Here is a 24,719-nt window from a genome sequence, read left to right as displayed (position 1 = left end):
GCTGGACTGCGCAGCAGTCCCATCTTTAGGGCCGCTTCGCGCCCCAGCGGGAGCAAGCTCCCTCGCCACAGGTGGTCACTCGCCGCAAATCCTGGGTGAATGTCACAACCTGGTGACATAACCCACCCCCTTCGTTACAAGCCCGCCACCGCCCGTTGTTTAGACTGCCCCTCAGTCAGAACAACAAAAAAGGCACCCCATGGACACCTTCCAACCGGCATTCAGCAGTTGGCTGAACGCACCTGCCCATCAGCAATGGCTCGCCGACGAAGGCCTGCGCCTGCTGGCGTTCGCCAAGGCTTCAGAGCTTCCCGAGGGCTTCGGCAACCTCGATGAAAAGGGCTGTCTCCCGGCCGATGCCCAAGCCGAAACCATGAACACCGCGCGCATGACCCACAGTTTCGCCATGGCGCACATCCAGGGCCTGCCGGGGTTTGCCGAGTTGGTCGATCACGGCGTCAAAGCCCTCAGCGGCTCATTGCGCGATGCCGAGCACGGTGGCTGGTTTGCCGTGGCGCAGCATCGCGACGACAACACCGGCAAGGCCGCTTACCTGCACGCGTTCGTTGCGTTGGCCGCCAGTTCCGCCGTGGTCGCCCGGCGTCCCGGTGCGCAGGCCTTGCTCGATGACGCGATTCACATCATCGACACGCATTTCTGGAGCGAGGAGGAGGGCGCGATGCGCGAATCCTTCAACCGCGACTGGAGCGACGAAGAACGCTATCGCGGCGCCAACAGCAACATGCACGCCACCGAAGCCTTCCTCGCGCTGGCGGATGTTACCGAAGACAACCGTTGGCTATGCCGTGCGCAACGTATCGTTGAGCGGGTTATCCATCACCATGCCGCCGCCAATGATTATCTGGTGATCGAGCATTTCGACCGCGACTGGCAGCCGCTGCGCGACTACAACCACGACAACCCGGCCGATGGTTTCCGTCCTTATGGCACCACGCCGGGCCACGGTTTCGAGTGGGCGCGCCTGCTGCTGCACCTCGAAGCCGCGAGAGTCCAGGCGGGGATGCTGACCCCAGGCTGGCTCGCCACCGACGCGCAAAAACTCTTCGACCACAATTGTCGGCACGGCTGGCATGTCGACGGCGCACCAGGAATTGTCTACACCCTCGATTGGGGCAATCGCGCCGTGGTTCGCCATCGCCTGCACTGGACCCATTGCGAAGCCAGCGCCGCCGCCAGCGCGCTGCTCAAGCGCACGGGCGACGACCAATACGAACAGTGGTACCGGCTGTTCTGGGAGTTTTGCGACCTGCATTTCATCGATCGATGCGACGGCAGCTGGCACCACGAACTCAATCCACAGAACGTCCCGAGTGCCGATATCTGGGCCGGAAAACCCGACCTGTATCACGCCTGGCAATCGGTCCTGATTCCGCGACTGCCGCTGGCGCCGAGCATGGCCACGGCGCTGGCGCAGTGGTCCCAGAGCGTTCCTGTGTAACCATGTGGTGACATTCACGCGTCCCTTCGTTACCTGCGAAGGGACGACTCCTGTTTAGAATCCATGCAGCGCAAGCACCAGACTTGCATGCATAACAACAAGAAAGGTACTACTAGATGAATGCGATTTCTCGCCTCGCTACTGTCATTTCTCTCGCTTCGCTGCTCCCCTTGACTGCATTCCCGCTCAGTGGCCTTGCCGCCGATTCCAAAGGTTCGGTGGAAGTCGTGCACTGGTGGACTTCGGGTGGTGAAAAGGCAGCGGTCGATGTCCTCAAGGCTCAAGTCGAAAAAGACGGCTTCACCTGGAAGGACGGCGCAGTCGCCGGTGGTGGCGGTGCTACGGCCATGACCGTACTGAAAAGCCGCGCCGTGGCCGGCAACCCGCCGGGCGTAGCGCAGATCAAAGGTCCGGACATCCAGGAATGGGCGTCTACCGGTCTGCTCGACACCGACGTCCTGAAGGACGCTGCCAAGTCAGAGAAATGGGACAGCCTCCTCGACAAGAAAGTCTCCGATACCGTGAAGTACGAGGGTGACTACGTGGCCGTGCCGGTGAACATTCACCGCGTGAACTGGCTGTGGATCAACCCGGAAGTCTTCAAGAAAGCCGGCATCGAAAAAGCCCCGACCACCCTTGAAGAATTCTACGCGGCCGGTGACAAGCTCAAGGCCGCAGGCTTCATTGCCCTTGCCCACGGCGGCCAGCCTTGGCAAGACAGCACCGTGTTCGAAGCGGTGGTCCTTTCGGTCATGGGCGTCGATGGCTACAAGAAAGCCCTGGTCGACCTCGACAACGCTGCACTGACCGGTCCCGAGATGGTCAAGGCGCTGACCGAGCTGAAGAAAGTCGCGACCTACATGGACGTCGACGGCAAAGGCCAGGACTGGAACCTGGAAGCGGCCAAGGTCATCAACGGCAAGGCCGGCATGCAGATCATGGGTGACTGGGCCAAGAGCGAGTGGACAGCCGCCAAGAAAGTGGCCGGCAAGGACTACGAGTGCGTAGCGTTCCCGGGTACCGACAAGGCGTTCACCTACAACATCGACTCCCTGGCCGTGTTCAAGCAGAAAGACAAGGGCACTGCGGCCGCGCAGCAGGACATCGCCAAGATCGTCCTGGGTGAGAACTTCCAGAAACTCTTCAGCATCAACAAGGGCTCGATCCCGGTGCGTAACGACATGCTCGCCGACATGGGCAAGTTCGGTTTCGACTCCTGCGCCCAGACTGCTGCCAAGGACTTCCTGGCGGATGCCAAGTCCGGCGGACTGCAGCCGAGCATGGCGCACAACATGGCCACCACGCTGGCGGTCCAAGGCGCGTTCTTTGATGTCGTGACCAACTACATCAACGATCCGAAAGCCGATCCGGCCACGGCCGCCAAGCAACTCGGCACGGCGATCAAAGCCGCCAAGTAATGCTTGGCCCCTGTAGGAGCGAGCCTGCTCGCGATGGCGATGTATCAGTTGATACATCCAGAGTCTGACACTCCGCTATCGCGAGCAGGCTCGCTCCTACAGGGGAAGCATTTCCACCGTAACTTTTTCTTTCGTACTGGATTTCCCCATGAGTTCTGTTGCTGTGTTCAGCAAGGCCTCGCCGTTCGATGCACTGCAGCGCTGGCTCCCCAAACTGGTGCTGGCCCCCAGTATGTTCATCGTTCTGGTGGGCTTTTATGGCTACATCCTGTGGACGTTCGTGCTGTCGTTCACCACGTCGACTTTTCTGCCTACTTACAAATGGGCGGGCCTGGCGCAATACGCGCGGCTGTTCGACAACGACCGTTGGTGGGTAGCGAGCAAGAACCTGGCGGTATTCGGCGGCATGTTCATCGGCATCACCCTGGTGATCGGTGTGCTGCTGGCGGTGTTTCTTGATCAACGCATTCGCCGCGAAGGTTTCATTCGCACCATCTACCTGTACCCGATGGCGCTCTCGATGATCGTCACCGGTACGGCCTGGAAATGGCTGCTCAACCCGGGCATGGGCCTGGACAAATTGTTGCGGGACTGGGGCTGGGAAGGCTTTCGCCTGGACTGGCTGATCGACCCGGATCGCGTGGTGTATTGCCTGGTGATCGCTGCGGTATGGCAAGCGTCGGGCTTCATCATGGCGATGTTTCTCGCCGGCCTGCGTGGCGTTGATCAATCGATCATCCGTGCCGCCCAGATCGATGGCGCGAGCATGCCGCGCATTTACCTGAAAGTGGTGTTGCCGAGCCTGCGTCCGGTGTTCTTCAGTGCCGTGATGATCCTGGCCCACATCGCGATCAAGAGTTTCGACCTGGTGGCGGCGATGACTGCCGGTGGCCCGGGTTACTCCTCCGACCTGCCTGCGATGTTCATGTATTCCTTCACCTTCAGTCGCGGCCAGATGGGCATGGGCTCGGCCAGTGCGATTCTGATGCTCGGTGCGATTCTCGCAATCATCGTGCCTTACCTGTACTCCGAGCTGAGGACCAAGCGTCATGACTAGTTTCGCTGCCAAACCTTCCATCAGCCTGAGTCGCATCGCGATTTACGCGGTACTGATCCTCGCCGTTTTCCTGTACCTGATACCGCTGGTGGTAATGCTGCTGACCAGTTTCAAGACACCGGAAGACATTAATACCGGCAATCTGCTGAGCTGGCCGACCGTGGTCAGCGGCATTGGCTGGGTCAAGGCCTGGGGCACGGTTGACGGATACTTCTGGAACTCGATCAAGATCACCGTCCCGGCGGTACTGATCTCCACCGCCATCGGTGCGCTGAACGGCTATGTCTTGTCGATGTGGCGCTTCCGTGGCTCGCAGCTGTTCTTCGGCTTGCTGCTGTTCGGTTGCTTCCTGCCGTTCCAGACCGTCCTGCTGCCAGCTTCGTTCACCCTCGGCAAGATGGGCCTGGCCAGCACCACCACGGGCCTGGTGTTCGTCCACGTGGTCTATGGCCTGGCGTTCACCACGCTGTTTTTCCGTAACTACTACGTCAGTGTTCCCGATGCGCTGGTGAAGGCTGCGCGGCTCGATGGCGCGGGTTTCTTCACCATCTTCCGCTTGATCATCCTGCCGATGTCCACCCCGATCATCATGGTCTGCCTGATCTGGCAGTTCACGCAGATCTGGAACGACTTCCTGTTCGGCGTGGTGTTTTCCAGCGGTGACTCGCAACCCATTACGGTGGCGCTGAACAACTTGGTCAACACCAGTACCGGGGCCAAGGAATACAACGTTGATATGGCGGCGGCGATGATCGCCGGGCTGCCGACCCTGCTGGTCTATGTGGTCGCAGGCAAGTATTTCGTGCGCGGGCTGACGGCCGGCGCAGTCAAGGGGTAATCATGGCAACGCTCGAACTTCGCAATGTAAACAAGACCTATGGCCCAGGCCTGCCGGACACCCTCAAGAACATCGAACTGTCGATCAAGGACGGTGAGTTCCTGATCCTCGTCGGCCCTTCGGGTTGCGGCAAGTCGACCTTGATGAACTGCATCGCCGGCCTCGAGTCCATCACCGGCGGCGCGATCATGATCGGTGACCAGGACGTCAGTGGGATGAGCCCGAAAGATCGCGACATCGCCATGGTGTTCCAGTCCTACGCGCTGTACCCGACCATGAGCGTGCGCGAGAACATCGCGTTCGGCTTGAAGATTCGCAAAATGCCCGCGGCCGACATCGACGCGGAAGTGGCGCGGGTGTCCAAGCTGCTGCAAATCGAACACCTGCTCAATCGCAAACCGGGCCAACTCTCCGGTGGTCAGCAACAGCGCGTGGCGATGGGCCGTGCCCTGGCGCGTCGGCCGAAGATCTACCTGTTCGACGAACCGCTGTCCAACCTCGACGCCAAGCTGCGGGTCGAGATGCGCACCGAAATGAAACTGATGCACCAGCGCCTGAAAACCACCACGGTCTACGTGACTCACGACCAGATCGAAGCCATGACCCTGGGCGACAAGGTGGCGGTGATGAAGGACGGGATCATCCAGCAGTTCGGCACGCCGAAGCAGATCTACAACGACCCTGCCAACCTGTTCGTGGCGAGCTTCATCGGCTCGCCGCCGATGAACTTCATCCCCCTGCGTTTACAGCGCAAGGACGGTCGTCTGCTGGCACTGCTCGACAGCGGCCAGGCGCGCTGCGAATTACCAATGGGCATGCAAGACGCCGGCCTCGAAGACCGCGAAGTGATCCTCGGCCTGCGCCCGGAACAGATCGTGCTGGCGGGCAGCGAGCCGAATGGTTTGCCGACCATTCGCGCCGAAGTCCAGGTCACCGAACCGACCGGTCCCGACACGCTGGTGTTCGTCAATCTCAACGACACCAAAGTCTGCTGCCGTCTCGCACCGGACGTCGCGCCTGCCGTCGGCGAGACCCTGACCCTGCAATTCGATCCATCGAAAGTGCTGCTGTTCGACGCCAAGACCGGGGAACGCCTGGGAGTGGCCGGTCAACCAAAAGCCGAGAGTCATGGTGCCAACGTAGCCCAGTTCAAAGGCCGCTGAAGATCAAAAACTGTAGGAGCGAGCATGCTCGCGATGGACGTTAACGATAACGCGGACTGTCTGATTTAACGCGTCGTCATGAGGTTTTTCGCGAGCGAGCTCGCTCCTACAGGGGGGATATGCGGTGAGCGGTCTGTCGCTCTTCGCAACTGATGTAACCGCGTTAGATAAAAACAGTTAATAACAATAAAACGAGGATGTAGGGATGAAGAAGAACAACAACGCTCAGCTTATCTGCCAACTGTCTGCCGTTGCGGCGATGATGCTGGCTGGCAGTGTGCACGCGGCTGACGCGTTCAGCGCTGATTCCGAATGGATGACCGGGGATTGGGGCGGCGAGCGGACCAAGCTGATCGAGCAGGGTATCGACATCAAGATGGACTATGTCGGTGAAGTGGGCGGCAACCTGCACGGCGGCTTCAACGACGACAAGACCGCACGTTACGCCGACCAGTTCGGCCTCGGCGCGGCACTGGACCTGCAAAAACTGCTGGGCTGGGATAACACCCAGGCCAAGATCCAGCTGACCAACCGTAACGGTGAAAACATCTCCAACGACCGTGTCGGCGACCCGCGTGCCGGCACCTTGAGTTCCTCCCAGGAAGTCTACGGTCGTGGCCACATGGTTCGTCTGACCCAGTTGTGGATCAAGCACCAGTTCTTCGACGGCAAACTGGACGTCAAGGCCGGTTACTTCGGCGAAGGCGAAGACTTCAACACCTTTCCGTGCGAGTTCCAGAACCTGGCGTTCTGCGGTTCCCAAGTGGGTAACTGGGCGACCAACATCTGGTACAACTGGCCGATCAGCCAGGCTGCGCTGCGCGTGAAGTACAACATCTCGCCTGAGTTCTATGCGCAAATCGGCGCGTACAATCAGAACCCGACTCAGCTGGAGCACGGTAACGGCTTCAAGCTCAGCGGCAGCGGTACGGAAGGCACCGTCTTGCCGGTCGAACTGGTCTGGTTGCCTAACCCGAACAACCTGCCGGGCGAATACCGTGTCGGTTACTACAAAAGCACCGCCAAGGCCGACGACGTCCGTGAAGACGACAACGGTAATGACGCGGCAACCAGCGGCAATGCTTACCGCAGCCACAACAGCAAATCCGGCTACTGGTTCGTTGCACAGCAACAACTCACCAGCCACAACGGTGATGCGACTCGCGGTCTGAACGTTGCAGCCAACGCCACGTTCCACGACAAGGACACCAACATCGTCGACAACTATCAGTCGCTGATGTTTGTGTACAAGGGCCCGTTCGACGCACGTCCTAAAGATGACGTCGGTATCGGTTTCGCCCGTATCCATGTCAACGATGACGTGAAGAAAAACGCCGAAGCGGTCAACGCTGTGAATGGCGTCAGCGACTACGAAGATCCATTGTTCTCGCCGCTGCGCGAGACCGAGTACAACTACGAGCTCAACTATGGCTTCCACGTCACCAACTGGCTGACCGTACGTCCTAACCTGCAATACATCACACACCCGGGCGGTGTGGATGAAGTCGACAACGCGCTGGTGGCCGGCCTGAAAATTCAGTCGGTGTTCTAACGCTGTTGCGATAAGCTCCTCTCAAATGTGCGCATATTTGCGGACAGCCCAGGCTGTCCGCTTTTTTTTGGAAAGTACCAAAGCGCATGTGTGGCGAGCTGTTTGGCTAGACGAGTACACCCATGATTTTCAGGACCGTGGCACATGCATGAGCATCCGCTGCAACGCTTTTTCAAATCCTTGCGCGAACGCCCGGTGTTTGCGTGGGAGCGCTATCAACTGCGCGATGTGCTGGTGATCGATCATCCGCTGTGTCAGGCGGTGTTCAGTCGGCAGGGTGCGCAATTGCTGCACTTCCAGCCCAAGGGACAGAAACCCTGGCTGTGGTGCGCGGCGAAGTGGCCGCACGTTGGCGCAATTCGCGGCGGCGTACCGGTGTGCTGGCCGTGGTATGGCCGTCATCCGAGCGAAAACGCGTGGCCGTCCCATGGCTGGGCGCGGCTGCTCGACTGGAAGCTGATCGACAGCAGTCATGACGACGAGGGCGTGCGTCTGCACTGGCAACTGCAGTTGTGCGACTGGCAAGTGGACCTGCATGCACATCTTGGCGAACGCATGGATTTGCGCCTGAGCACTGAGCATCAAGACAGCCTGCCCTGCCAATTGAGCCAGGCCTTGCACGCGTACTGGCGTATTGGTGATGTCGGTGAGGTAGCGCTGTCTGGGCTCGATGGCGCGCTAGGTTATGACCAGTTGAGCCGTCAGGTTTGTCATCAGGAAGGTGAGCTGCGAGTCGATGGCGGCTGCCAGCGCGTGTTCCAGCATGACGGCGAATTGCAGCTCAAGGACCATGCGTGGCAACGGGAATTGTGCATCGACACAGGGGACGATGCGGACACGGTGGTGTGGCATCCGGGCTCGCGGCCGTTATTGGGGGTGAGCTGGAATGAGATATCTGAATTCGTTTGCGTAGAGGCGGCCAGCGGCGGGACGGATAGCCTGAGCCTGGCGCCGGGGCAGAAAGCGCATTTGAGTTTGCAGGCGCGGGTGGGGGTTTAGCTCTGAGATTGCGGTGCTTCATCTATCGTCATCGCGAGCAGGCTCACTTCCACATTGGATCTTCAGCGAATACAAAGTATGTGTTCGCCACCGACACCCTGTAGGAGTGAGCCGGCTCCGGGCGGCGTTCCGACGATGAGGCCATATCAGTCAGCGGAGATGTTCAGCTAATTGAACTCATCCCCAACCGGATACCGGCTAGCATTCAAACTCTCTTTGATCTTGCGCAAATGCGGCTGGAAATCCACGCCCCGTCGCAACGTCATCCCGGTAGCCAGCACGTCCAGCACCGTCAACTGAATGATCCGCGAGGTCATCGGCATATAAATGTCGGTGTCTTCCGGCAACGGAATGTTCAGGCTCAGCGTGCTGGCCTTGGCCAAAGGAGAACCCTCTGCGGTCAGCCCCAACACAGAGGCGCCGTTTTCCCGGGCAATGCGCGCCACTTCCACCAGTTCGCGGGTGCGGCCGGTGTAGGAGATGATGACGAACAGTTCACCCGTGTGGGCCACCGACGCAATCATGCGCTGCATCAACACATCCGCATGAGCGGTGACGGCCAGGTTGAAGCGGAAGAACTTGTGCTGCGCATCCAGCGCCACCGGAGCCGAGGCGCCGAGCCCGAAGAAGTGGATCTGCCGGGCCTGGATCAGCAAGTCGACGGCGCGGCTGATGAGGTTCGGGTCCAGCGCCTGCAAGGCACTGTCCAGCGACGCGATGGCGCTGCCGAAAATCTTCTTGGTATACGCTTCCGGATTGTCGTCGGCCTCGACCGCGCGGCTGACATACGCCGCGCCACTGGCCAGGCTTTGGGCCAGTTGCAGCTTGAGCTCGGGGTAGCCGCTGACGCCGAACGAACGGCAGAAACGGTTGACCGTCGGCTCGCTGACCTTTGAGGCCTGGGCGAGGGCGGCGATGCTGAACCGGGTGGCCTGCTGTGGGTTGAGCAGGATCACTTCGGCGACTTTGCGTTCCGCCTTGTTCAGGTCTTCAAGGCGATTCTGGATCTGTTCCAGTAAATTTCGCACGCGGTCCATATATGTTCCTTGATTCACCTACAAAAAGCCGCTCGGCTATGCGAATTGGGCCTTTGATGCGGCCCGTGGCGGTGGCCTATCCTACTGATGGCTCCGACCGACCACCACTCGGAATCTGTATTTTGCGAAAATGTTGTGGTTATTACTACATTTTCCCTTGAGTGATGCCTTGAAAAAAGGTATTTGTAGCTTAACTTGATAAAAGAACAAACATCATGCCTTCGATTACGGTTGAACCGTGCACCTTTGCCTTGTTCGGCGCCCTTGGCGACCTGGCCTTGCGCAAACTGTTTCCTGCCCTTTATCAACTGGATGGCGCAGGCCTGCTGCACGAGGACACGCGCATTATCGCGCTGGCCCGTGAGCCCGGCAGTGAACAGGAACACCTGGCGTTCATCGCGACCGAGTTGCGCCGCTACGTCGGCGCCAAGGAGCTGGACGAAGCCGTTGTCGAACGTTTCCTGGGCCGACTGACGTATTTGCACGTCGACTTCCTCAAGGCCGAAGACTATGTGGCCCTGGCCGAGATGGCCGGCACCGCCCAGCGCGTGATCGCCTACTTCGCCACGCCGGCTGCCGTCTACGGCGCAATCTGCGAGAACCTGGCCAAGGTTGGCCTGACGGAAAACACCCGCGTGGTTCTGGAAAAACCCATCGGTTCGGACCTGGAATCCTCGCGCAAGGTCAACGACGCCGTGGCGCAGTTCTTCCCGGAGAACCGCACTTACCGCATCGACCATTACCTGGGCAAAGAGACCGTTCAAAACCTGATCGCCCTGCGTTTTGCCAACAGCCTGTTCGAAACCCAGTGGAACCAGAACTACATCTCCCACGTGGAAATCACCGTGGCCGAGAAGGTCGGGATCGAAGGCCGTTGGGGCTACTTCGACAAGGCCGGACAGCTGCGGGACATGATCCAGAATCACCTGCTCCAGTTGTTGTGCCTGATCGCCATGGACCCACCGGCCGACCTGTCCGCCGACAGCATTCGTGACGAAAAAGTCAAAGTGCTCAAGGCACTGGCGCCGATCAGCCCGGAAGGCCTGACTACTCAGGTGGTACGCGGCCAGTACATTGCCGGTTACAGCGAAGGCAAGTCGGTGCCGGGCTACCTCGAAGAGCCAAACTCCAACACCCAGAGCGACACCGAAACCTTCGTCGCCCTGCGTGCCGACATCCGCAACTGGCGTTGGGCCGGCGTGCCGTTCTACCTGCGTACCGGCAAGCGCATGCCGCAAAAGCTGTCGCAGATCGTCATCCATTTCAAGGAACCGTCGCACTACATCTTTGCTCCCGAGCAGCGCCTGCAAATCAGCAACAAGCTGATTATCCGCCTGCAACCGGACGAAGGCATTTCCTTGCGCGTGATGACCAAGGAACAAGGCCTGGACAAGGGCATGCAGCTGCGCAGCGGTCCGTTGCAGCTGAATTTTTCCGACACGTATCGCAGCGCGCGGATTCCCGATGCCTACGAGCGTTTGTTGCTGGAAGTGATGCGCGGCAATCAGAACCTGTTTGTCCGTAAAGATGAAATCGAAGCCGCGTGGAAGTGGTGTGACCAGTTGATCGCCGGGTGGAAAAAATCCGGTGATGCGCCCAAGCCGTACGCGGCCGGGTCCTGGGGACCGATGAGCTCCATTGCTCTGATCACGCGGGATGGGAGGTCGTGGTATGGCGATATCTAAATTGCAACTGCCTCAGGGCGTCAGCGCCCATGAGTTCAAAAGCCCGGTGCTGCTGGCCGATGCGTTGGCGCTGAATGTCGCCAAGCACCTGAGTGACGCCATCGACGCTCGCGGTACCGCGACGCTGGTGGTGTCCGGTGGACGCAGCCCGGTAGCCTTTTTCCAGAACCTGTCCAAGCAGAAGCTGGACTGGTCCAAGGTGGTGGTCACCCTGGCCGACGAGCGCTGGGTGCCGGTTGAGCATGCCGACAGCAATGCGGGGCTGCTCAAGCGTTATCTGCTGCAAGGCCCGGCGGCCAAGGCGAAGTTCCTGAGCCTGTACAGCGCGACCGCGAACCTCGAGCTCGCCGCCGAGCAGGCTGACCGATTGCTGGCGGAGTTGCCGCCGATCGACGTGCTGATCCTCGGCATGGGCGATGACGGCCACACCGCTTCGCTGTTCCCGAATAGCCCGAACCTCGCCGACGCCTTGAAGGTTGATGGTGTACGTCGTTGTTATCCGATGCTGGCGCCCACTGTGCCGCATCAACGCCTGACCATGAGCCGTGCGCTGCTGGCGTCGGCGAAGAACACAGTTTTATCGATTTCCGGTCAGTCCAAGCTGATCACCCTGAGTGCCGCATTGGCCAGCGATGATGTCGCTGCCATGCCGATTCGCGCGTTTCTGCAACCTACGTTAGAGATTTACTGGTGCCCATGAGCCAAGGATCAGCCGCTATGACAAACACATCCCCGACCGTTTCCATGGCGGACAAAGTCGCCCTGATCGACAGCCTCTGTGCGAAAGCGCGGATCCTGCCGGTTATCACCATCGCTCGCGAGCAAGATGTTCTGCCGCTGGCTGACGCCCTCGCAGCCGGTGGCCTGACCGCCCTGGAAGTGACGCTGCGTTCGCAGTTCGGCCTCAAGGCCATTCAGATCCTGCGCGAGCAGCGTCCTGAGCTGGTCACCGGCGCTGGCACCGTGCTTGACCGCACCATGCTCGCCGCTGCCGAAGCCGCCGGTTCGCAGTTCATCGTCACGCCGGGCATCACCCGTGACCTGCTGGAAGCCAGCGTCGAGAGCCCGATTCCGCTGTTGCCAGGCATCAGCAATGCCTCGGGCATCATGGAAGGTTATGGCCTGGGCTATCGCCGCTTCAAGCTGTTCCCGGCAGAAGTCAGCGGCGGCGTCGCGGCCATCAAGGCATTGGGCGGCCCGTTTGGCGAAGTGAAATTCTGCCCGACCGGCGGCGTCGGTCCAGGCAACATCAAGAGCTACATGGCGTTGAAAAACGTCATGTGCGTGGGCGGTAGCTGGATGCTGGATCCGGAATGGATCAAGAACGGCGACTGGGCCCGCATTCAGGAATGCACCGCCGAGGCCTTGGCGCTGCTGGACTGATCTTCACCCGACACCTCGTTGTGTGTTCTACGGCTTTACGGTGCGCTTGGTCGGTGCACCGTTTTTTTTTGCCCGTGAAAGGCCGGCACTGAATCTGTGGCGAGGGAGCTTGCTCCCGTTGGGCCACGAAGTGGCCCTGATAAGGGGGCGCTGCGCAACCCAGCGGGAGCAAGCTCCCTCGCCACACATTAATCTTTGATCGCAGAGACAGGACATCCTGCGATACATAGTTACCGCACCTCGCCACTCTTGCGGCGTTACCCTGCGTTCATCTTATGGAAGAGAGAACGTCATGGACGACACCCCCCTCGTTGTACCCGCATCACCGGCTTACCTGCTGTCACCCGAACAGATCGCCGGCCCGTATTTTCGAAACCCGAAACTGATCAGGCGAAACATCAGCGAAGGCCTGGATGGCATTCCCTTGGTCCTGCGCCTGACCATCGTCGACGCAATGACCGGTGAGCCGGTCAACGGTGCAATCGTCGATATCTGGCACTGCAACGCGCGGGGCGCATATTCGGGCTGGAGCAAGGTCAATCCGGACAAGGAGGTCGACGTCGGTGACATTGGCGCGATCCCGCGCACCGACGACGATACCTACCTGCGTGGCGGCCAATTCACGGACCGGAAGGGCATCGTGCGGTTTACCACGATCTATCCAGGGTTCTATGCGGGCCGCGCCCTGCACATTCACGTCGCCGTGCGCATCACCGCCGGTAACAATTTCCTCGATGAGCGACACGTTGCCTGGGTCGGCCAACTGTATTTTCCGGAAGTGGCGTCAAGGTCGGTGCTCAACAACCGGGAATACAGGGGGCGCGGCATCGCCGCGCTGACCAACGACCAGGACTTTATCTATGGCGCCATGGGTGGCGCAGCGTCGACCTTGAACATTTACCCCATCGGGCGAGATTCGAAAGAAGACGGCTTCTTCGGGCACATGACCATCGGCATCGACACGTTTGCCGCTTCTTCGCAGATCAAACCGGAGGACTTCGACAAGTACACCGTGTGAGGTCAGCGCAGTTCGGTCAGCGCCCGGGTCAGCAATTCGATATCTGCTGCCGTCGTGGTCAGCCCTGGGGTGATGCGGATGCACGGTCCGGAGGCGGCACCACTGCGCATCACGGTAAACAGGTTGTACTCGTTGAGCAGCCGCTCGACCATCAACTGCTGATCATCATGCCGGGTGAAACGCAGCGAGGTGATGCAGCAATAAAGGCGCGGGTCATCCGGGGTCATGACATCGATTCCTGGCAGGTCCCGCACCGCGCTCACCCACAGGTTGCGCAGGTAGTTGAGCCGTGCACCCTTGGCGGCGGCACCGCCCATCGCGTGATGTTCTTCGAGTACCAGTGGCAGGGTGCGCAGTGCCGGGATATTCGGCGTGCTGTACGAGGTGCGAGCCCGGATGTCGGTGAGCGGAAAGTGCATTTCGCCCATGTCCGGGTCGATATCGGCCAGGCGATGCGGGGCGATGTAGATGAAGCCCAGGGTCAGCGGCGCGCCGATCCATTTATGCAGGTTATAGCCCGCGAACGCGATGCCCAGGTCATCAAGGTTGAACTCGAGTTGGCCCAGTGCATGGGCACCGTCGAGGATCACGTCGATGCCGTGCTCCCTCGCGGCAGCGGCAATCGCTTTCACCGGCATCACCAGACCGGTGCGGTGAGTGACATGGGTCAGGGCCATCAGTTTGAGCTTTGGATAACGCTCGAACGCTTCGCGGTAAGTGGCCAGCAAACTGTCGAAACTGGCGGGGTGGGCGTGTTCAATCTCGATCAATTCGACACCGCGATGGTGTGCCAGCCAGCGCATGGCGCCTTTGACCGTGTCGTACTCCAGGTCGCAGATCAGCACCTGGTCGCCTGGCTTGAGCAGGTTGTAGTTGCGGATCAGCGATTGCAAACCCTCTGTGGCGTTGCGGGTGAGGGCGACCGTTTCGGCGGGCATGCTGATCAGCTCGGCCAGTTGTGCGCGTATCTGCAGGCTTTCGCTCTGTTCGAACCGCTGGCGTACGTGCACCGAGTTGCTACGGTTGATGAGTTCGATGTTGTGCTGGTATTCCTCGACCACCGTGCGCGACATGCGCCCGAAGTAGCCGTTTTCCAGGTTGATCGGGCCGGGCTCGACGGCATAGCGGTCGGCAAAGGTCTGCCAAAATAGTTCGTCACGGGCGCGCAGGGTGTTATCGGGCATGGGCTACTCGGTCAGGCTCAATGGCGGGGGGCGGGTTTGCCATGTTTGGCGCGCAGCGGTTCGAGTAATTCCGACAATCCGTTGTGGTCGATTTCCTGCATCAACGCCAGCAAGCCGCCGAGTTCGCCATGGGGAAAACCTTCCCGGGCGAACCAGTTCAGGTACGGGCCAGGCAAGTCCGCAATGATGCGGCCCTTGTATTTGCCGAAGGGCATTTCGCGGGTAATCAGCAGTTCGAGCTTTTCAGGGTTCATCGATCAGTCGTCTTGATTCAAACAGTCTGGAAAATACAGGCATTCTGCATGCAGGCCAAATGACAGATCATGCAAAAAAAGCGGATACAGATTTTGCTTTTAAAATTAAGTGATTGAAAAATAACGATTAAAACTTAAATTCGAAGCTGGCATGCAGGCTGCAATAGTTATTGCATCTTTCATCAGCCCGCAAGGAATTGAAAAATGACCGACCTCAATAAAGAAGCGATTTCTGTACTCAACGACCTGATTGAAACCAGCAAGGACGGTCAGGAAGGGTTTAAGACTTGCGCTGAAGACATCAAACACCCAGAACTGAAAACCCTGTTCATCAAGCGTTCTGCCGATTGCGCGACCGCAGCGGCTGAATTGCAGAGCGCTGTGCGTTCGATGGGCGGCGATCCTGAAACGTCGACCAGTGTCAGCGGTGACCTGCACCGTCGTTGGGTCGATGTTAAAGCCGTCTTCACCGGCAAGGACGAAGAAGCTGTCCTGAACGAAGCCGAACGTGGTGAGGATCATGCACTCAAGGCTTACAAGGACGCCATCGAGAAAATCAACAAACATAACCTGGTGGGCATTCGTGACCTGGTTGAACGCCAGTATCACGGCGTGCAACGTAATCATGATCAGGTAAAAGCCCTGCGTAACCAGGCTCGCGCACGCTCGTAAGCGCGCAAAGCCTGTCAAAAACGCCAGCCAGTCTGGCGTTTTTTTGTGCCCGGTTTTTAGCGCTGGACGGGTGATAGATAGCCCGCTAATAATTTGATTTCAAGCGACTTCCACGATTGCAACTATCGTTAAATTATCCCTTCAAGAGAGCGTTACGTGCCTATCACTTTGCAGGCTTTGTTTGCGCCTGACCGCCGCGCCATCCAGTTCGCCATCAAGACGTTGATCGGCGGCGGCCTGGCGCTGTGGCTGGCGTTACGTTGGGGCCTGGAGCAACCGGCGTGGGCGTTGATGACGGCCTTTATCGTTGCTCAGCCGTTGTCAGGGATGGTGGTGCAGAAGGGGCTGGCACGGTTGTTGGGTACGCTGATCGGGACAATCATGTCGGTGGTGTTCATGGGCTTGTTCGCCCAAACGCCGTGGTTGTTCTTGCTGGCATTGGCCTTGTGGCTCGGGCTGTGCACCGCCAGTTCGACTTTGCTGCGCAGTGCCTGGTCCTATTCCTTTGTGCTGGCCGGTTACACGGTGGCGATCATCGCGTTGCCGGCCATTACTCATCCGCTGACGGTGTTTGATCAAGCAGTGGCTCGCTGTACGGAAATCTGCCTGGGCATTCTCTGCGCGACGGCCGCCAGTGCGTTGCTCTGGCCGATGCGGGTCGAGCGGCAACTGGCGGATCAAGCACGAGCGGCCTGGCAAAGTGGCGTGAATGCCGCGCGTGCGACCTTGGCCGGCGATGGACAGGCGCGTCGAGGCCTGTTGGAAATCCTCGGCAGAATCGTCGCGGTGGATGCCCAGCGCGAGCACGCCTGGTTTGAAGGCAGCCTGGGTCGCCAACGGGCGCGCGCCATCAGCGGCTTGAGCCAGAAGCTGTTGATGTTGCTGCGCGTCGCGCGTTCGGTGCGTCGTCAGTGGAAGCAGTTGGAGCCCCGGGAAGCCGAGCAACTGTTGCACTGGATGACCGAAGTGCAGCAGGCGCTCGCCGGTTCCGAGATGGCGACGTTGCAAGCCTTGCGCCCGAGGTTGCTCGACGCTTCCCACGATCCGCACATCAGCTCGGCACAAACTTATTGCCTGGCACGCTTCACCTTGCTGCTCGATACCGCCCTGGCGGCGACCGTGGCGATGCACGCGGTCGAGGAGGGCAAGGAAGCCGTAGACCCGCCGCGAACCCTGACACCCCACCGCGATCTGTCATTGGCGCTGGTCTTTGGAACACGCAGTGCCTTGGCGTTTTTGGTGGTCTCGTGTTTCTGGCTGGCGACGGCATGGCCGGCCGCTTCGGGGGCGCTGGTGCTGACGTGCGTGGTGTGCAGCCTGTTTGCCAGCCGCGAAAACGGTGCGCAGATCGGCATGAGTTTTCTGCGCGGCATCCTGCTGGCGATCCCTTCGGCGTTTATCGTCGGGCAGATTTTGCTGCCGCAATGGAGCGGCTTTGCCATGCTGTGCATGGGGATGGGGGTGCCGCTGTTCTTTGGAGCGCTGGGCATGGCCAAGCCGCAAATAGGCGCCACGGCCACGTCATTCTGTCTGCACTTCATTGTGTTGGTTGCACCGCTCAACACCATGAAGTTCGATGTCGCCAATTTCTTCAACAGCGCACAGGCCATGCTGATCGGGGTCGGCGCCGCCGTGCTGGCGTTCCATTTGCTGATCCTGCGCAACCCGGCATGGCACGGCCGCCGTTTGCTGGCCGCAACCCTCGACGATCTGGTGCGCCTGACCCGACGCAATCTGCGCGGTGCCGAGAGTTGGTTTGGCGGGCGAATGGCTGACCGTTTGCTGCAACTGGCGCGGCATTATCCGGAGCTGCCGGAACCGGCGCGCAGTCGCTGGGATGACGGCTTGCTTGGCCTGGACATTGGCGACGAGTTATTGCATTTGCGCTTGAGCCTGGCAGTGGCGCAGGTGCCAGTCAGTGCGCCGCAACGGCGTTACCTCGAGCAACTGGAAAAGGTCCTCGGGCAAGGCCCGGCCGGCCACAACGCCGATGCACTGGAACAACCCAGCGAAGCATTCTTGAACACCTTGTATGCATTGCCGCCCAGCGATGCCGTGAAACTGGCCCAGGGCGCCGTGCTGCAATTGCAGAACAGCTGGCGTGCCTGGTGTCGTCAACAGGAGCAAAGCCATGGGCTTGCGTGAGTGGTCGGTGGGCGGAGTGCTGCTCAGTCCGTTTCTGATTTATGTGCTGCTGGCGCTGCTGGTCACCGCCGGCTTGCGCCTGCTGTTGCGCCTGACGCCTGCCGGTCGGTGGATCTGGCACGAAGCACTATTCGATTGTGCCTTGTACGTCTGTGTATTGACCCTGATCACCGTCGTCCTCGGACCTTTATAAAGGAGTTGAACATGCGTACATCCGTACGTGTAGCGGTCACGCTGTGCCTGGTGGTCGTGGCGATTTTTGCCGGTTTTCATTTGTGGCAGTACTACATGCTCACGCCCTGGACGCGTGACGCACGCATTCGCGCCGACGTGGTGGTCATCGCCCCGGATGTCTCGGGTTGGGTGCGAGAGCTCAAGGCGTTCGATAACCAGCCGGTCAAGGCCGGTGATTTGCTGCTGAGTATCGACCGTGACCGCTTCGAAGCGGCGCTGGAGAAGGCTCAGGCCGTGGTGCAAACCCGCCAGCAGCAACTCAACCTGCGTGAACGCGAAGCCAGTCGCCGCGCTGCCTTGGGGCCGCAAGCAATCAGTGCCGAATTGCGGGAGAACGCGCAAATCAACGCCGGCATTGCCCGTGGCGAGCTGCGCGAAGCCCAGGCCGAGGAGAAAGTTGCGGAACTCAACCTGGCCCGCAGCCAGGTGCATGCACCGCGCAACGGCCACATCACCAACCTGCGTCTGGCCGAAGGCAACTACGTGAATGCCGGGCAATCGGTGATGGCGTTGATTGATGATTCGACGTTCTATGTGCAGGCGTATTTCGAGGAAACCAAACTGCCGCGGATTCGCGTTGGCGATCCGGTGAAGGTTTGGCTGATGAGCGCGGGCGAGGCGCTGGAAGGGCATGTGGAAAGCATCAGCCGAGGGATTACCGATCGCAATACCACGCCGGACGGGCAGTTGTTGGCGGAGGTCGAACCGACGTTCAACTGGGTGAGGCTGGCGCAGCGGATTCCGGTGCGGATCAAACTGGACAAGGTGCCGGAAGGGATGAATCTGAGTTCGGGGATGACGGCGAGTGTGCAGGTGCAGGAGGGCACGCAGTAATCTGTAACGCCTAGCTCATTGTGGCGAGGGAGCTTGCTCCCGCTCGGCTGCGCTTGATCAGGTAAATTGAGGTGCCTCAGATGGGGGCGCTTCGCACCCCAGCGGGAGCAAGCTCCCTCGCCACAAGTACGCGCGCCCTCCCAAACCGGTGGATCAGCCGATACTGATTGCCGGCAGTGTCGGCAACGTTACGGTCTGCTGCTTGCGCGGTGCCAGGATTTCCGCTTCGCCATCCACCACCAACTCATCGCGCTGGTTAAACACTCGGGTGGCGATGCGCACTCGGAACTTCGGCAGTTTTTCGAGAATCTCCAGGCGCACGGTCAGGGTGTCGCCAATCTTCACCGGCTTCTGAAAGCTCATCTGCTGACCGATATAGATAGTGCCCGGGCCAGGCAATTCGCAGGCCACGGCCGCACTGATCAGCGCGCCGCTGAACATGCCGTGCGCAATGCGCTCCTTGAACATGGTGCCGGCAGCGAATTCGGCGTCCAGGTGCACCGGGTTGTGATCGCCGGACATCGCGGCGAACAACTGAATGTCGCGCTCTTCGACCGTCTTGCTGTAACTGGCGGTCTGGCCGACTTCGAGGGCTTCGTACGGGGTGTTGGTAACCTGGGTCATGTGTCTCGATTCCTGTCACGAATAAAAAAATACAAGAAAACTATTCGGCTCGGTGTGGCCGGCCAGTGCTCAGTGCCTGGGCGATCCAGTTCAACACGTCGGCAATCACTTCATCGCGATTGCTCTCGTTGAACAGTTCGTGCCGCGCCTGTGGGTAAACCGTCAGTTGCAGGTGGCGGCTGCCAGCCTCGCGCAATGCGTCGGCCAGATCTTTCAGACGCTTGCCTTCACTCACCGGATCACATTCGCCGCCAATCACCAACAGCGGCAGGCCCGGATCGATCTGGGCGAGATTGGACGCTTTGCTGATTTGCTGCAACCCGCCGAGCAAATCGATCCACAGTTGATTGGTGCAGCGAAAGCCGCAGAGCGGGTCGTTGGCGTACAGGTCGACCTCCGCCGGGTCGCGACTGAGCCAGTCGAAGCGGGTGCGCGCAGGTTTGAATGTGTTGTTGAACGAGCCGAACGACAGCCATTCGATCAGCGCACTGCGGCCCTTGGGACCTTGGCGCAGCTTTTCCAGACGGGCGATTTGCCGCGCCGCACGATAAAGCGCAATGGGCTGGAAGTTTGAACCGCTGAGTACCGCCCCCTGCAGGCTGGCGCTGTGATGCAGCAGGTAGGCCTGGGCAATGTAGCTGCCCATGCTGTGGCCCAACAGCACAATCGGTGCGCCGGGATGTTGTTGGCCGATGTGCTGGTTCAGGCTCGCCAGGTCGCCGACCACCTTGCACCAACCGTCTTCGTCGGCGAAATGCCCCAGTGTCCCGTTTTCGGCAGTTTTGCCATGTCCGCGCAGGTCCGGTGCGTAGACGCCGTAGCCATGTTCGCAGAGCTTTTCGGCCAGGCGGGTGTAGCGACCGCTGTGCTCGGCCATGCCATGGGCCAGCAGGATGACAGCTTTTAAGGGTGTGGCCGGCAGCCACTGGTTGACGAAAAGGCGGCTGCGGTCACTCGCGGTCAGCCAGAAAGTGTCGTGGATCATGGCGATTCCTTTGCATGCAGGGGCACGGGCTGGTTGCATTGTATAGCGCATCCCGTCACGGACGTCTGATCAGGCCACGCCACGGCAGGAAGATTCACACGATCAATGACGCTGTTGGCCGTATTTGCCTGATTCGCCATAGCTGCTAGTGTCCGTGAAGCTCCGCTTTTTCAGAAGTGACAGAAAGCGGCCCCGGATAGGTTCAGGTAAAGAGGACAAGAACAATGCAACCTGATTTCTGGAATGACAAACGCCCGGCCGGCGTGCCCCTGGATATCGACCTTGGGGCCTACAAGTCGGTGATCGAGGTGTTCGAACGTTCCTGCAAGAAATTTGCGGACCGCCCCGCCTTCAGCAACATGGGCGTAACCCTGACCTACGCCGAACTGGAGCGCTACAGCCTGGCGTTCGCCGGCTACCTGCAAGCTCACACCGATCTGGTGCCGGGGGATCGCATCGCGGTGCAGATGCCCAACGTCCTGCATTACCCGATTGCCGTGTTTGGCGCGTTGCGCGCCGGGCTGATCGTGGTCAACACCAACCCGCTGTACACCGCGCGGGAGATGCGTCATCAATTCAAGGATTCCGGTGCCCGGGCGCTGGTGTACCTGAATGTGTTCGGGGCCAAGGTCCAGGAAGTGCTGGCCGACACCGACATCCAGTACCTGATCGAAGCGCGAATGGGCGACCTGATGCCCACCGCCAAGGGCTGGCTGGTCAATACCCTGGTGAGCAAGGTCAAGAAAATGGTGCCGGCGTATTCGTTGCCCCAGGCCATTTCCTTCAAGAGTGCGCTGCGTCTGGGCCGGGGCCTGGGCATCAAGCCGCTGAAGGTCGGGCTGAACGACGTCGCAGTGCTGCAATACACCGGTGGCACCACCGGCCTGGCCAAGGGCGCAATGCTGACCCACGGCAACCTGGTGGCCAACATGCAGCAAGCGCGGGCCTGCCTCGGGCAGTTCGGCCGCGACGGCCAGCCGCTGTTGCGTGAAGGGCAGGAGGTGATGATCGCGCCGCTGCCGCTGTACCACATCTATGCATTCACCGCGAATTGCATGTGCATGATGGTGACTGGCAACCACAACGTGCTGATCACCAACCCGCGAGACATCGGCAACTTCATCAAAGAGCTGAAGAACTGGCGTTTCTCGGCCTTGCTGGGGCTCAACACGCTGTTTGTCGCGCTGATGGACCATCCGGACTTCAAGACCCTGGATTTTTCCAGCCTCAAGCTCACCAACTCGGGCGGCACTGCACTGGTCAAGGCCACCGCCGAGCGTTGGGAAAAACTCACCGGTTGCCGCATCACCGAAGGCTACGGCCTGACCGAAACCTCGCCGGTGGCCTGCACCAACCCGTATGGCGACCAATCGCGGATCGGCACCGTCGGCCTGCCGGTGCCGGGCACTACGTTGAAAGTCATCAATGACGAAGGCATCGAGCAACCGCTGGGCGAACGTGGCGAGCTGTGCATCAAGGGCCCGCAGATCATGAAGGGCTACTGGCAGAAACCCGAAGCGACCGCTGAAGTGCTGGACGCCGAGGGCTGGTTCAAGTCTGGCGACATCGCGGTGATCGACCCGGACGGCTTTGTGCGCATCGTCGACCGCAAGAAGGACATGATCATTGTCTCGGGTTTCAACGTGTACCCGAACGAGATCGAAGACGTGGTGATGGCTCACCCGAAAGTCGCCAACTGCGCGGTGATCGGCGTGCCGGACGAGCGTTCGGGCGAGGCGGTGAAGTTGTTCGTGGTGGCCCGCGAGTCGGGGGTCAGCCTTGAAGAGCTGAAGGCCTACTGCAAGGAAAACTTCACGGCGTACAAAGTCCCCAAGCACATTGTGTTGCGTGAATCGTTGCCGATGACGCCGGTGGGCAAGATTCTGCGGCGGGAGTTGCGCGATATCGCGTAATCGGTCGCGTTTCACTGCAGGAGCGAGCTTGCTCGCGATGGACGTAAACGATAACGCGCCCTGTCTGGATGAGCGCGTTGTCGGGGCGTTTTTCGCGAGCAAGCTCGCTCCTACAGTTATTTAGAAGCCCCGATTTACGGGGCTTTCAGCGACATATAGGTTTTTTGCTCTAAAATGACCCGCTGATCGTCTTGAGTCACAATTGTGACCGTAGAGGCCGCTTTTGGCTCTAGTCGACCCAATTCAAAGCTGCTACTCTCGGCGCGCTTTGTGACTTCTCGGCCTTCGTAAAAAAGCCAGACTCACCAATAATCAAACACCAATAATAATCGCATCAAATGCGGTATTGAATTCGCGTTGCTGAGGAGTGGGCTTCCATGATTGAAGACTTTTGGAAGGATAAGTACCCAGCTGGGATTGCTGCCGACATCAACCCAGACGAGTACCCGAATATTCAGGCAGTGTTGAAGCAGTCCTGCCAGCGCTTCGCCGACAAGCCGGCATTCAGCAACCTGGGCAAGACACTCACCTACGGTGAACTGTACGAATTGTCGGGCGCTTTTGCCGCTTACCTGCAACAGCATACCGACTTGCAGCCGGGCGATCGAATCGCCGTGCAATTGCCCAACGTGTTGCAGTACCCGGTCGCCGTCTTCGGTGCTATCCGCGCCGGGCTGATCGTGGTCAATACCAACCCGCTGTACACCGCGCGGGAAATGGAACACCAATTCAACGACTCCGGTGCCAAAGCGCTGGTTTGCCTGGCCAACATGGCTCATCTGGCCCAGGCGGTCGTGCCGAAAACCGGCGTCAAACACGTCATCGTCACTGAAGTGGCCGACCTGCTGCCACCGCTCAAGCGCCTGCTGGTCAACAGCGTCATCAAGTACGTGAAGAAGATGGTCCCGGCGTATCACTTGCCCAAAGCCATCAAGTTCAACGACGTGTTGAGCAAAGGTCACGGCCAGCCCGTGGCGGAAGCCAACCCGGCCAGCAGCGACGTTGCCGTGCTGCAATACACCGGCGGCACCACCGGCGTGGCCAAGGGGGCAATGCTGACCCACCGCAACCTCGTGGCCAACATGCTGCAATGCAAGGCGCTGATGGGTTCCAACCTCAACGAGGGCTGCGAAATCCTGATTACGCCGCTGCCGCTGTACCACATCTATGCGTTCACCTTTCATTGCATGGCGATGATGCTGATCGGCAACCACAACATCCTGATCAGCAACCCGCGCGACTTGCCGGCGATGGTCAAGGAACTGTCGAAGTGGAAGTTCAGCGGCTTCGTCGGCCTCAACACCCTGTTTGTCGCCCTGTGCAACAACGAAGGGTTCCGCCAGCTGGATTTCTCGGCGCTGAAAGTCACCCTGTCCGGCGGCATGGCCCTGCAGCTGGCGGCGGCCGAACGCTGGAAAGCGGTCACCGGTTGCGCCATCTGCGAAGGTTACGGCATGACCGAAACCAGCCCGGTGGCCACCGTGAACCCGATCCAGAATATCCAGGTCGGTACCATCGGTATTCCGGTGCCGTCGACCTTGTGCAAAGTCGTCGACGATGCTGGCGTTGAACAACCGTTGGGCAGTATCGGCGAGCTGTGCGTGAAAGGTCCGCAGGTCATGAAGGGCTACTGGCAGCGTCAGGAAGCCACCGATGAAATTCTCGACAGCGAAGGCTGGTTGAAGACCGGTGACATCGCGTTGATCCAGGCCGATGGCTACATGCGCATTGTTGATCGCAAGAAAGACATGATCCTGGTGTCCGGTTTCAACGTGTACCCGAACGAACTCGAAGACGTGCTCGCGACCCTGCCGGGCGTGCTGCAATGCGCAGCCATCGGCATACCGGACGAGAAGTCGGGTGAGGCGATCAAGATCTTTATTGTCGCCAAACCGGGCGTGACCCTGACCAAAGAACAAGTGATGGAGCATATGCGTGCCAACGTCACGGGCTACAAGGTGCCGCGTTCCGTTGAGTTCCGCGATGCGTTGCCGACGACCAACGTGGGTAAGATCCTGCGTCGGGAATTGCGTGATGAAGAGCTGAAGAAGATCAACGCGAAGAAAACCACCGCGTAATCCAACAAAAAGCCCCGCAGATGCGGGGCTTTTTGTTGGTGTGTCAGGCGCAGAGCTTTTGTGGCGAGGGAGCTTGTCGGATCGCCGCACCGTCCCGCTCGGCTGCGAAGCAGTCGTTATCCCGATAACGTAGAAACATCAGAACGACCGTAGCGACTGATTTGGGGCCGCTCCGCAGCCCAGCGGG

General features: G+C 59.7%; 22 protein-coding genes. 17 read left to right on the top strand and 5 right to left on the bottom strand.

Translation table 11 applies throughout. The features are described 5' to 3' along the window. Nucleotides 1-199 precede the first annotated feature (199 nt). From EJA72_RS20430 to EJA72_RS20400, 7 genes are all read left to right on the top strand, one after another. Nucleotides 200-1,459, top strand: a complete 1,260-nt coding sequence (locus EJA72_RS20430) for an AGE family epimerase/isomerase (RefSeq protein ID WP_157713174.1) — start codon at nucleotides 200-202, stop codon at nucleotides 1,457-1,459. A 116-nt stretch (nucleotides 1,460-1,575) separates the two neighbouring features. Then, nucleotides 1,576-2,877, top strand: coding sequence for an ABC transporter substrate-binding protein (locus EJA72_RS20425; protein WP_157713173.1), 1,302 nt, complete (start codon nucleotides 1,576-1,578; stop codon nucleotides 2,875-2,877). 148 nt (nucleotides 2,878-3,025) lie between these two features. Then, on the top strand, nucleotides 3,026-3,934 hold the full coding sequence (locus tag EJA72_RS20420) for a carbohydrate ABC transporter permease (RefSeq protein WP_134417589.1): 909 nt from the start codon (nucleotides 3,026-3,028) through the stop codon (nucleotides 3,932-3,934). Next, nucleotides 3,927-4,772: a carbohydrate ABC transporter permease gene (locus tag EJA72_RS20415; protein ID WP_157713172.1), complete on the top strand. Its 846-nt coding sequence runs from the start codon at nucleotides 3,927-3,929 to the stop codon at nucleotides 4,770-4,772. The genes EJA72_RS20420 and EJA72_RS20415 overlap by 8 nt, the downstream gene beginning before the upstream one ends. 2 nt (nucleotides 4,773-4,774) lie before the next feature. Beyond that, on the top strand, nucleotides 4,775-5,935 hold the full coding sequence (locus EJA72_RS20410; RefSeq protein ID WP_157713171.1) for an ABC transporter ATP-binding protein: 1,161 nt from the start codon (nucleotides 4,775-4,777) through the stop codon (nucleotides 5,933-5,935). Nucleotides 5,936-6,140: 205 nt separating this feature from the next. After that, a complete protein-coding gene (locus EJA72_RS20405; protein ID WP_157713170.1) occupies nucleotides 6,141-7,487 on the top strand; it encodes a carbohydrate porin in 1,347 nt (448 codons plus the stop codon). 144 nt (nucleotides 7,488-7,631) lie between these two features. After that, nucleotides 7,632-8,486, top strand: a complete 855-nt coding sequence (locus EJA72_RS20400; protein ID WP_157713169.1) for a D-hexose-6-phosphate mutarotase — start codon at nucleotides 7,632-7,634, stop codon at nucleotides 8,484-8,486. Nucleotides 8,487-8,653: 167 nt separating this feature from the next. Here the strand turns inward: EJA72_RS20400 and EJA72_RS20395 are convergent, their stop codons facing one another. Next, the gene (locus tag EJA72_RS20395) at nucleotides 8,654-9,514 is read right to left on the bottom strand and encodes a MurR/RpiR family transcriptional regulator (protein ID WP_175649041.1); all 861 of its coding nucleotides are present in this window, start codon (nucleotides 9,512-9,514) and stop codon (nucleotides 8,654-8,656) included. Between the two features lie 224 nt (nucleotides 9,515-9,738). Here EJA72_RS20395 and zwf point away from each other — a divergent pair, with 224 nt between their 5' ends. From zwf to EJA72_RS20375, 4 genes are all read left to right on the top strand, one after another. Next, on the top strand, nucleotides 9,739-11,208 hold the full coding sequence (gene zwf / locus EJA72_RS20390) for a glucose-6-phosphate dehydrogenase (RefSeq protein ID WP_157713168.1): 1,470 nt from the start codon (nucleotides 9,739-9,741) through the stop codon (nucleotides 11,206-11,208). Beyond that, entirely contained in the window at nucleotides 11,195-11,908 is a 714-nt protein-coding gene (gene pgl / locus EJA72_RS20385; RefSeq protein ID WP_157713167.1) for a 6-phosphogluconolactonase, read from the top strand. Before zwf ends, pgl begins: the two co-directional genes overlap by 14 nt. Nucleotides 11,909-11,925: 17 nt before the next feature. Then, on the top strand, nucleotides 11,926-12,591 hold the full coding sequence (locus EJA72_RS20380; RefSeq protein ID WP_157713166.1) for a bifunctional 4-hydroxy-2-oxoglutarate aldolase/2-dehydro-3-deoxy-phosphogluconate aldolase: 666 nt from the start codon (nucleotides 11,926-11,928) through the stop codon (nucleotides 12,589-12,591). A 292-nt stretch (nucleotides 12,592-12,883) separates the two neighbouring features. Beyond that, a complete protein-coding gene (locus EJA72_RS20375) occupies nucleotides 12,884-13,609 on the top strand; it encodes an intradiol ring-cleavage dioxygenase (RefSeq protein ID WP_157713165.1) in 726 nt (241 codons plus the stop codon). Nucleotides 13,610-13,611: 2 nt separating this feature from the next. Here the strand turns inward: EJA72_RS20375 and EJA72_RS20370 are convergent, their stop codons facing one another. Continuing rightward, a complete protein-coding gene (locus EJA72_RS20370; protein ID WP_157713164.1) occupies nucleotides 13,612-14,793 on the bottom strand; it encodes an aminotransferase class V-fold PLP-dependent enzyme in 1,182 nt (393 codons plus the stop codon). A 17-nt stretch (nucleotides 14,794-14,810) separates the two neighbouring features. Then, complete coding sequence (locus EJA72_RS20365; RefSeq protein WP_003213031.1) at nucleotides 14,811-15,047, bottom strand: DUF3820 family protein; 237 nt, start codon at nucleotides 15,045-15,047, stop codon at nucleotides 14,811-14,813. Nucleotides 15,048-15,251: 204 nt separating this feature from the next. Here EJA72_RS20365 and EJA72_RS20360 point away from each other — a divergent pair, with 204 nt between their 5' ends. The 4 genes from EJA72_RS20360 to EJA72_RS20345 all read left to right on the top strand — a co-directional run bounded on the left by EJA72_RS20360 (nucleotide 15,252) and on the right by EJA72_RS20345 (nucleotide 18,932). Next, a complete protein-coding gene (locus EJA72_RS20360; protein ID WP_157713163.1) occupies nucleotides 15,252-15,719 on the top strand; it encodes a PA2169 family four-helix-bundle protein in 468 nt (155 codons plus the stop codon). Between the two features lie 156 nt (nucleotides 15,720-15,875). Beyond that, entirely contained in the window at nucleotides 15,876-17,864 is a 1,989-nt protein-coding gene (locus EJA72_RS20355; RefSeq protein WP_178129485.1) for an FUSC family protein, read from the top strand. Further along, a complete protein-coding gene (locus EJA72_RS20350; RefSeq protein WP_157713162.1) occupies nucleotides 17,851-18,057 on the top strand; it encodes a DUF1656 domain-containing protein in 207 nt (68 codons plus the stop codon). Before EJA72_RS20355 ends, EJA72_RS20350 begins: the two co-directional genes overlap by 14 nt. 11 nt (nucleotides 18,058-18,068) lie before the next feature. Next, nucleotides 18,069-18,932, top strand: a complete 864-nt coding sequence (locus tag EJA72_RS20345; protein ID WP_157713161.1) for an HlyD family secretion protein — start codon at nucleotides 18,069-18,071, stop codon at nucleotides 18,930-18,932. Nucleotides 18,933-19,085: 153 nt separating this feature from the next. Here EJA72_RS20345 and EJA72_RS20340 read toward each other — a convergent pair whose 3' ends face one another. Both EJA72_RS20340 and EJA72_RS20335 read right to left on the bottom strand, forming a co-directional pair. Continuing rightward, on the bottom strand, nucleotides 19,086-19,556 hold the full coding sequence (locus EJA72_RS20340) for a MaoC family dehydratase (protein ID WP_008151121.1): 471 nt from the start codon (nucleotides 19,554-19,556) through the stop codon (nucleotides 19,086-19,088). A 40-nt stretch (nucleotides 19,557-19,596) separates the two neighbouring features. Further along, nucleotides 19,597-20,541, bottom strand: coding sequence for an alpha/beta hydrolase (locus EJA72_RS20335; RefSeq protein WP_157713160.1), 945 nt, complete (start codon nucleotides 20,539-20,541; stop codon nucleotides 19,597-19,599). Nucleotides 20,542-20,765: 224 nt separating this feature from the next. On the opposite strand from EJA72_RS20335, the gene fadD2 reads away from it, so the two are divergent. Continuing rightward, nucleotides 20,766-22,454, top strand: a complete 1,689-nt coding sequence (fadD2, locus tag EJA72_RS20330; protein WP_157713159.1) for a long-chain-fatty-acid--CoA ligase FadD2 — start codon at nucleotides 20,766-20,768, stop codon at nucleotides 22,452-22,454. 377 nt (nucleotides 22,455-22,831) lie between these two features. After that, nucleotides 22,832-24,532 carry a long-chain-fatty-acid--CoA ligase FadD1 gene (fadD1, locus tag EJA72_RS20325; protein ID WP_157713158.1) on the top strand — a complete coding sequence of 567 codons (1,701 nt, stop codon included), beginning with the start codon at nucleotides 22,832-22,834 and terminating at the stop codon, nucleotides 24,530-24,532. The last annotated feature ends 187 nt before the right edge of the window (nucleotides 24,533-24,719 follow it).

The organism is Pseudomonas sp. PB120 (genome assembly GCF_009761815.1).
Lineage (GTDB): Bacteria > Pseudomonadota > Gammaproteobacteria > Pseudomonadales > Pseudomonadaceae > Aquipseudomonas.
The sequence above is the reverse complement of the archived record's forward strand: the minus strand, read 5'-3'. Positions and strand labels throughout refer to the sequence as shown.

What these genes read in the sequence shown, in the direction of transcription:
- zwf (WP_157713168.1), top strand. Translation starts at nt 9,739, where the DNA reads ATGCCTTCGATTACGGTTGAACCGTGCACCTTTGCCTTGTTCGGCGCC.
- EJA72_RS20430 (WP_157713174.1), top strand. Translation starts at nt 200, where the DNA reads ATGGACACCTTCCAACCGGCATTCAGCAGTTGGCTGAACGCACCTGCC.
- EJA72_RS20340 (WP_008151121.1), bottom strand. Translation starts at nt 19,556, where the DNA reads ATGACCCAGGTTACCAACACCCCGTACGAAGCCCTCGAAGTCGGCCAG.
- EJA72_RS20375 (WP_157713165.1), top strand. Translation starts at nt 12,884, where the DNA reads ATGGACGACACCCCCCTCGTTGTACCCGCATCACCGGCTTACCTGCTG.
- EJA72_RS20350 (WP_157713162.1), top strand. Translation starts at nt 17,851, where the DNA reads ATGGGCTTGCGTGAGTGGTCGGTGGGCGGAGTGCTGCTCAGTCCGTTT.
- EJA72_RS20410 (WP_157713171.1), top strand. Translation starts at nt 4,775, where the DNA reads ATGGCAACGCTCGAACTTCGCAATGTAAACAAGACCTATGGCCCAGGC.
- EJA72_RS20400 (WP_157713169.1), top strand. Translation starts at nt 7,632, where the DNA reads ATGCATGAGCATCCGCTGCAACGCTTTTTCAAATCCTTGCGCGAACGC.
- EJA72_RS20365 (WP_003213031.1), bottom strand. Translation starts at nt 15,047, where the DNA reads ATGAACCCTGAAAAGCTCGAACTGCTGATTACCCGCGAAATGCCCTTC.
- EJA72_RS20360 (WP_157713163.1), top strand. Translation starts at nt 15,252, where the DNA reads ATGACCGACCTCAATAAAGAAGCGATTTCTGTACTCAACGACCTGATT.
- EJA72_RS20335 (WP_157713160.1), bottom strand. Translation starts at nt 20,541, where the DNA reads ATGATCCACGACACTTTCTGGCTGACCGCGAGTGACCGCAGCCGCCTT.
- EJA72_RS20420 (WP_134417589.1), top strand. Translation starts at nt 3,026, where the DNA reads ATGAGTTCTGTTGCTGTGTTCAGCAAGGCCTCGCCGTTCGATGCACTG.
- EJA72_RS20415 (WP_157713172.1), top strand. Translation starts at nt 3,927, where the DNA reads ATGACTAGTTTCGCTGCCAAACCTTCCATCAGCCTGAGTCGCATCGCG.
- EJA72_RS20370 (WP_157713164.1), bottom strand. Translation starts at nt 14,793, where the DNA reads ATGCCCGATAACACCCTGCGCGCCCGTGACGAACTATTTTGGCAGACC.
- fadD2 (WP_157713159.1), top strand. Translation starts at nt 20,766, where the DNA reads ATGCAACCTGATTTCTGGAATGACAAACGCCCGGCCGGCGTGCCCCTG.
- pgl (WP_157713167.1), top strand. Translation starts at nt 11,195, where the DNA reads ATGGCGATATCTAAATTGCAACTGCCTCAGGGCGTCAGCGCCCATGAG.
- EJA72_RS20405 (WP_157713170.1), top strand. Translation starts at nt 6,141, where the DNA reads ATGAAGAAGAACAACAACGCTCAGCTTATCTGCCAACTGTCTGCCGTT.
- EJA72_RS20345 (WP_157713161.1), top strand. Translation starts at nt 18,069, where the DNA reads ATGCGTACATCCGTACGTGTAGCGGTCACGCTGTGCCTGGTGGTCGTG.
- fadD1 (WP_157713158.1), top strand. Translation starts at nt 22,832, where the DNA reads ATGATTGAAGACTTTTGGAAGGATAAGTACCCAGCTGGGATTGCTGCC.
- EJA72_RS20425 (WP_157713173.1), top strand. Translation starts at nt 1,576, where the DNA reads ATGAATGCGATTTCTCGCCTCGCTACTGTCATTTCTCTCGCTTCGCTG.
- EJA72_RS20380 (WP_157713166.1), top strand. Translation starts at nt 11,926, where the DNA reads ATGACAAACACATCCCCGACCGTTTCCATGGCGGACAAAGTCGCCCTG.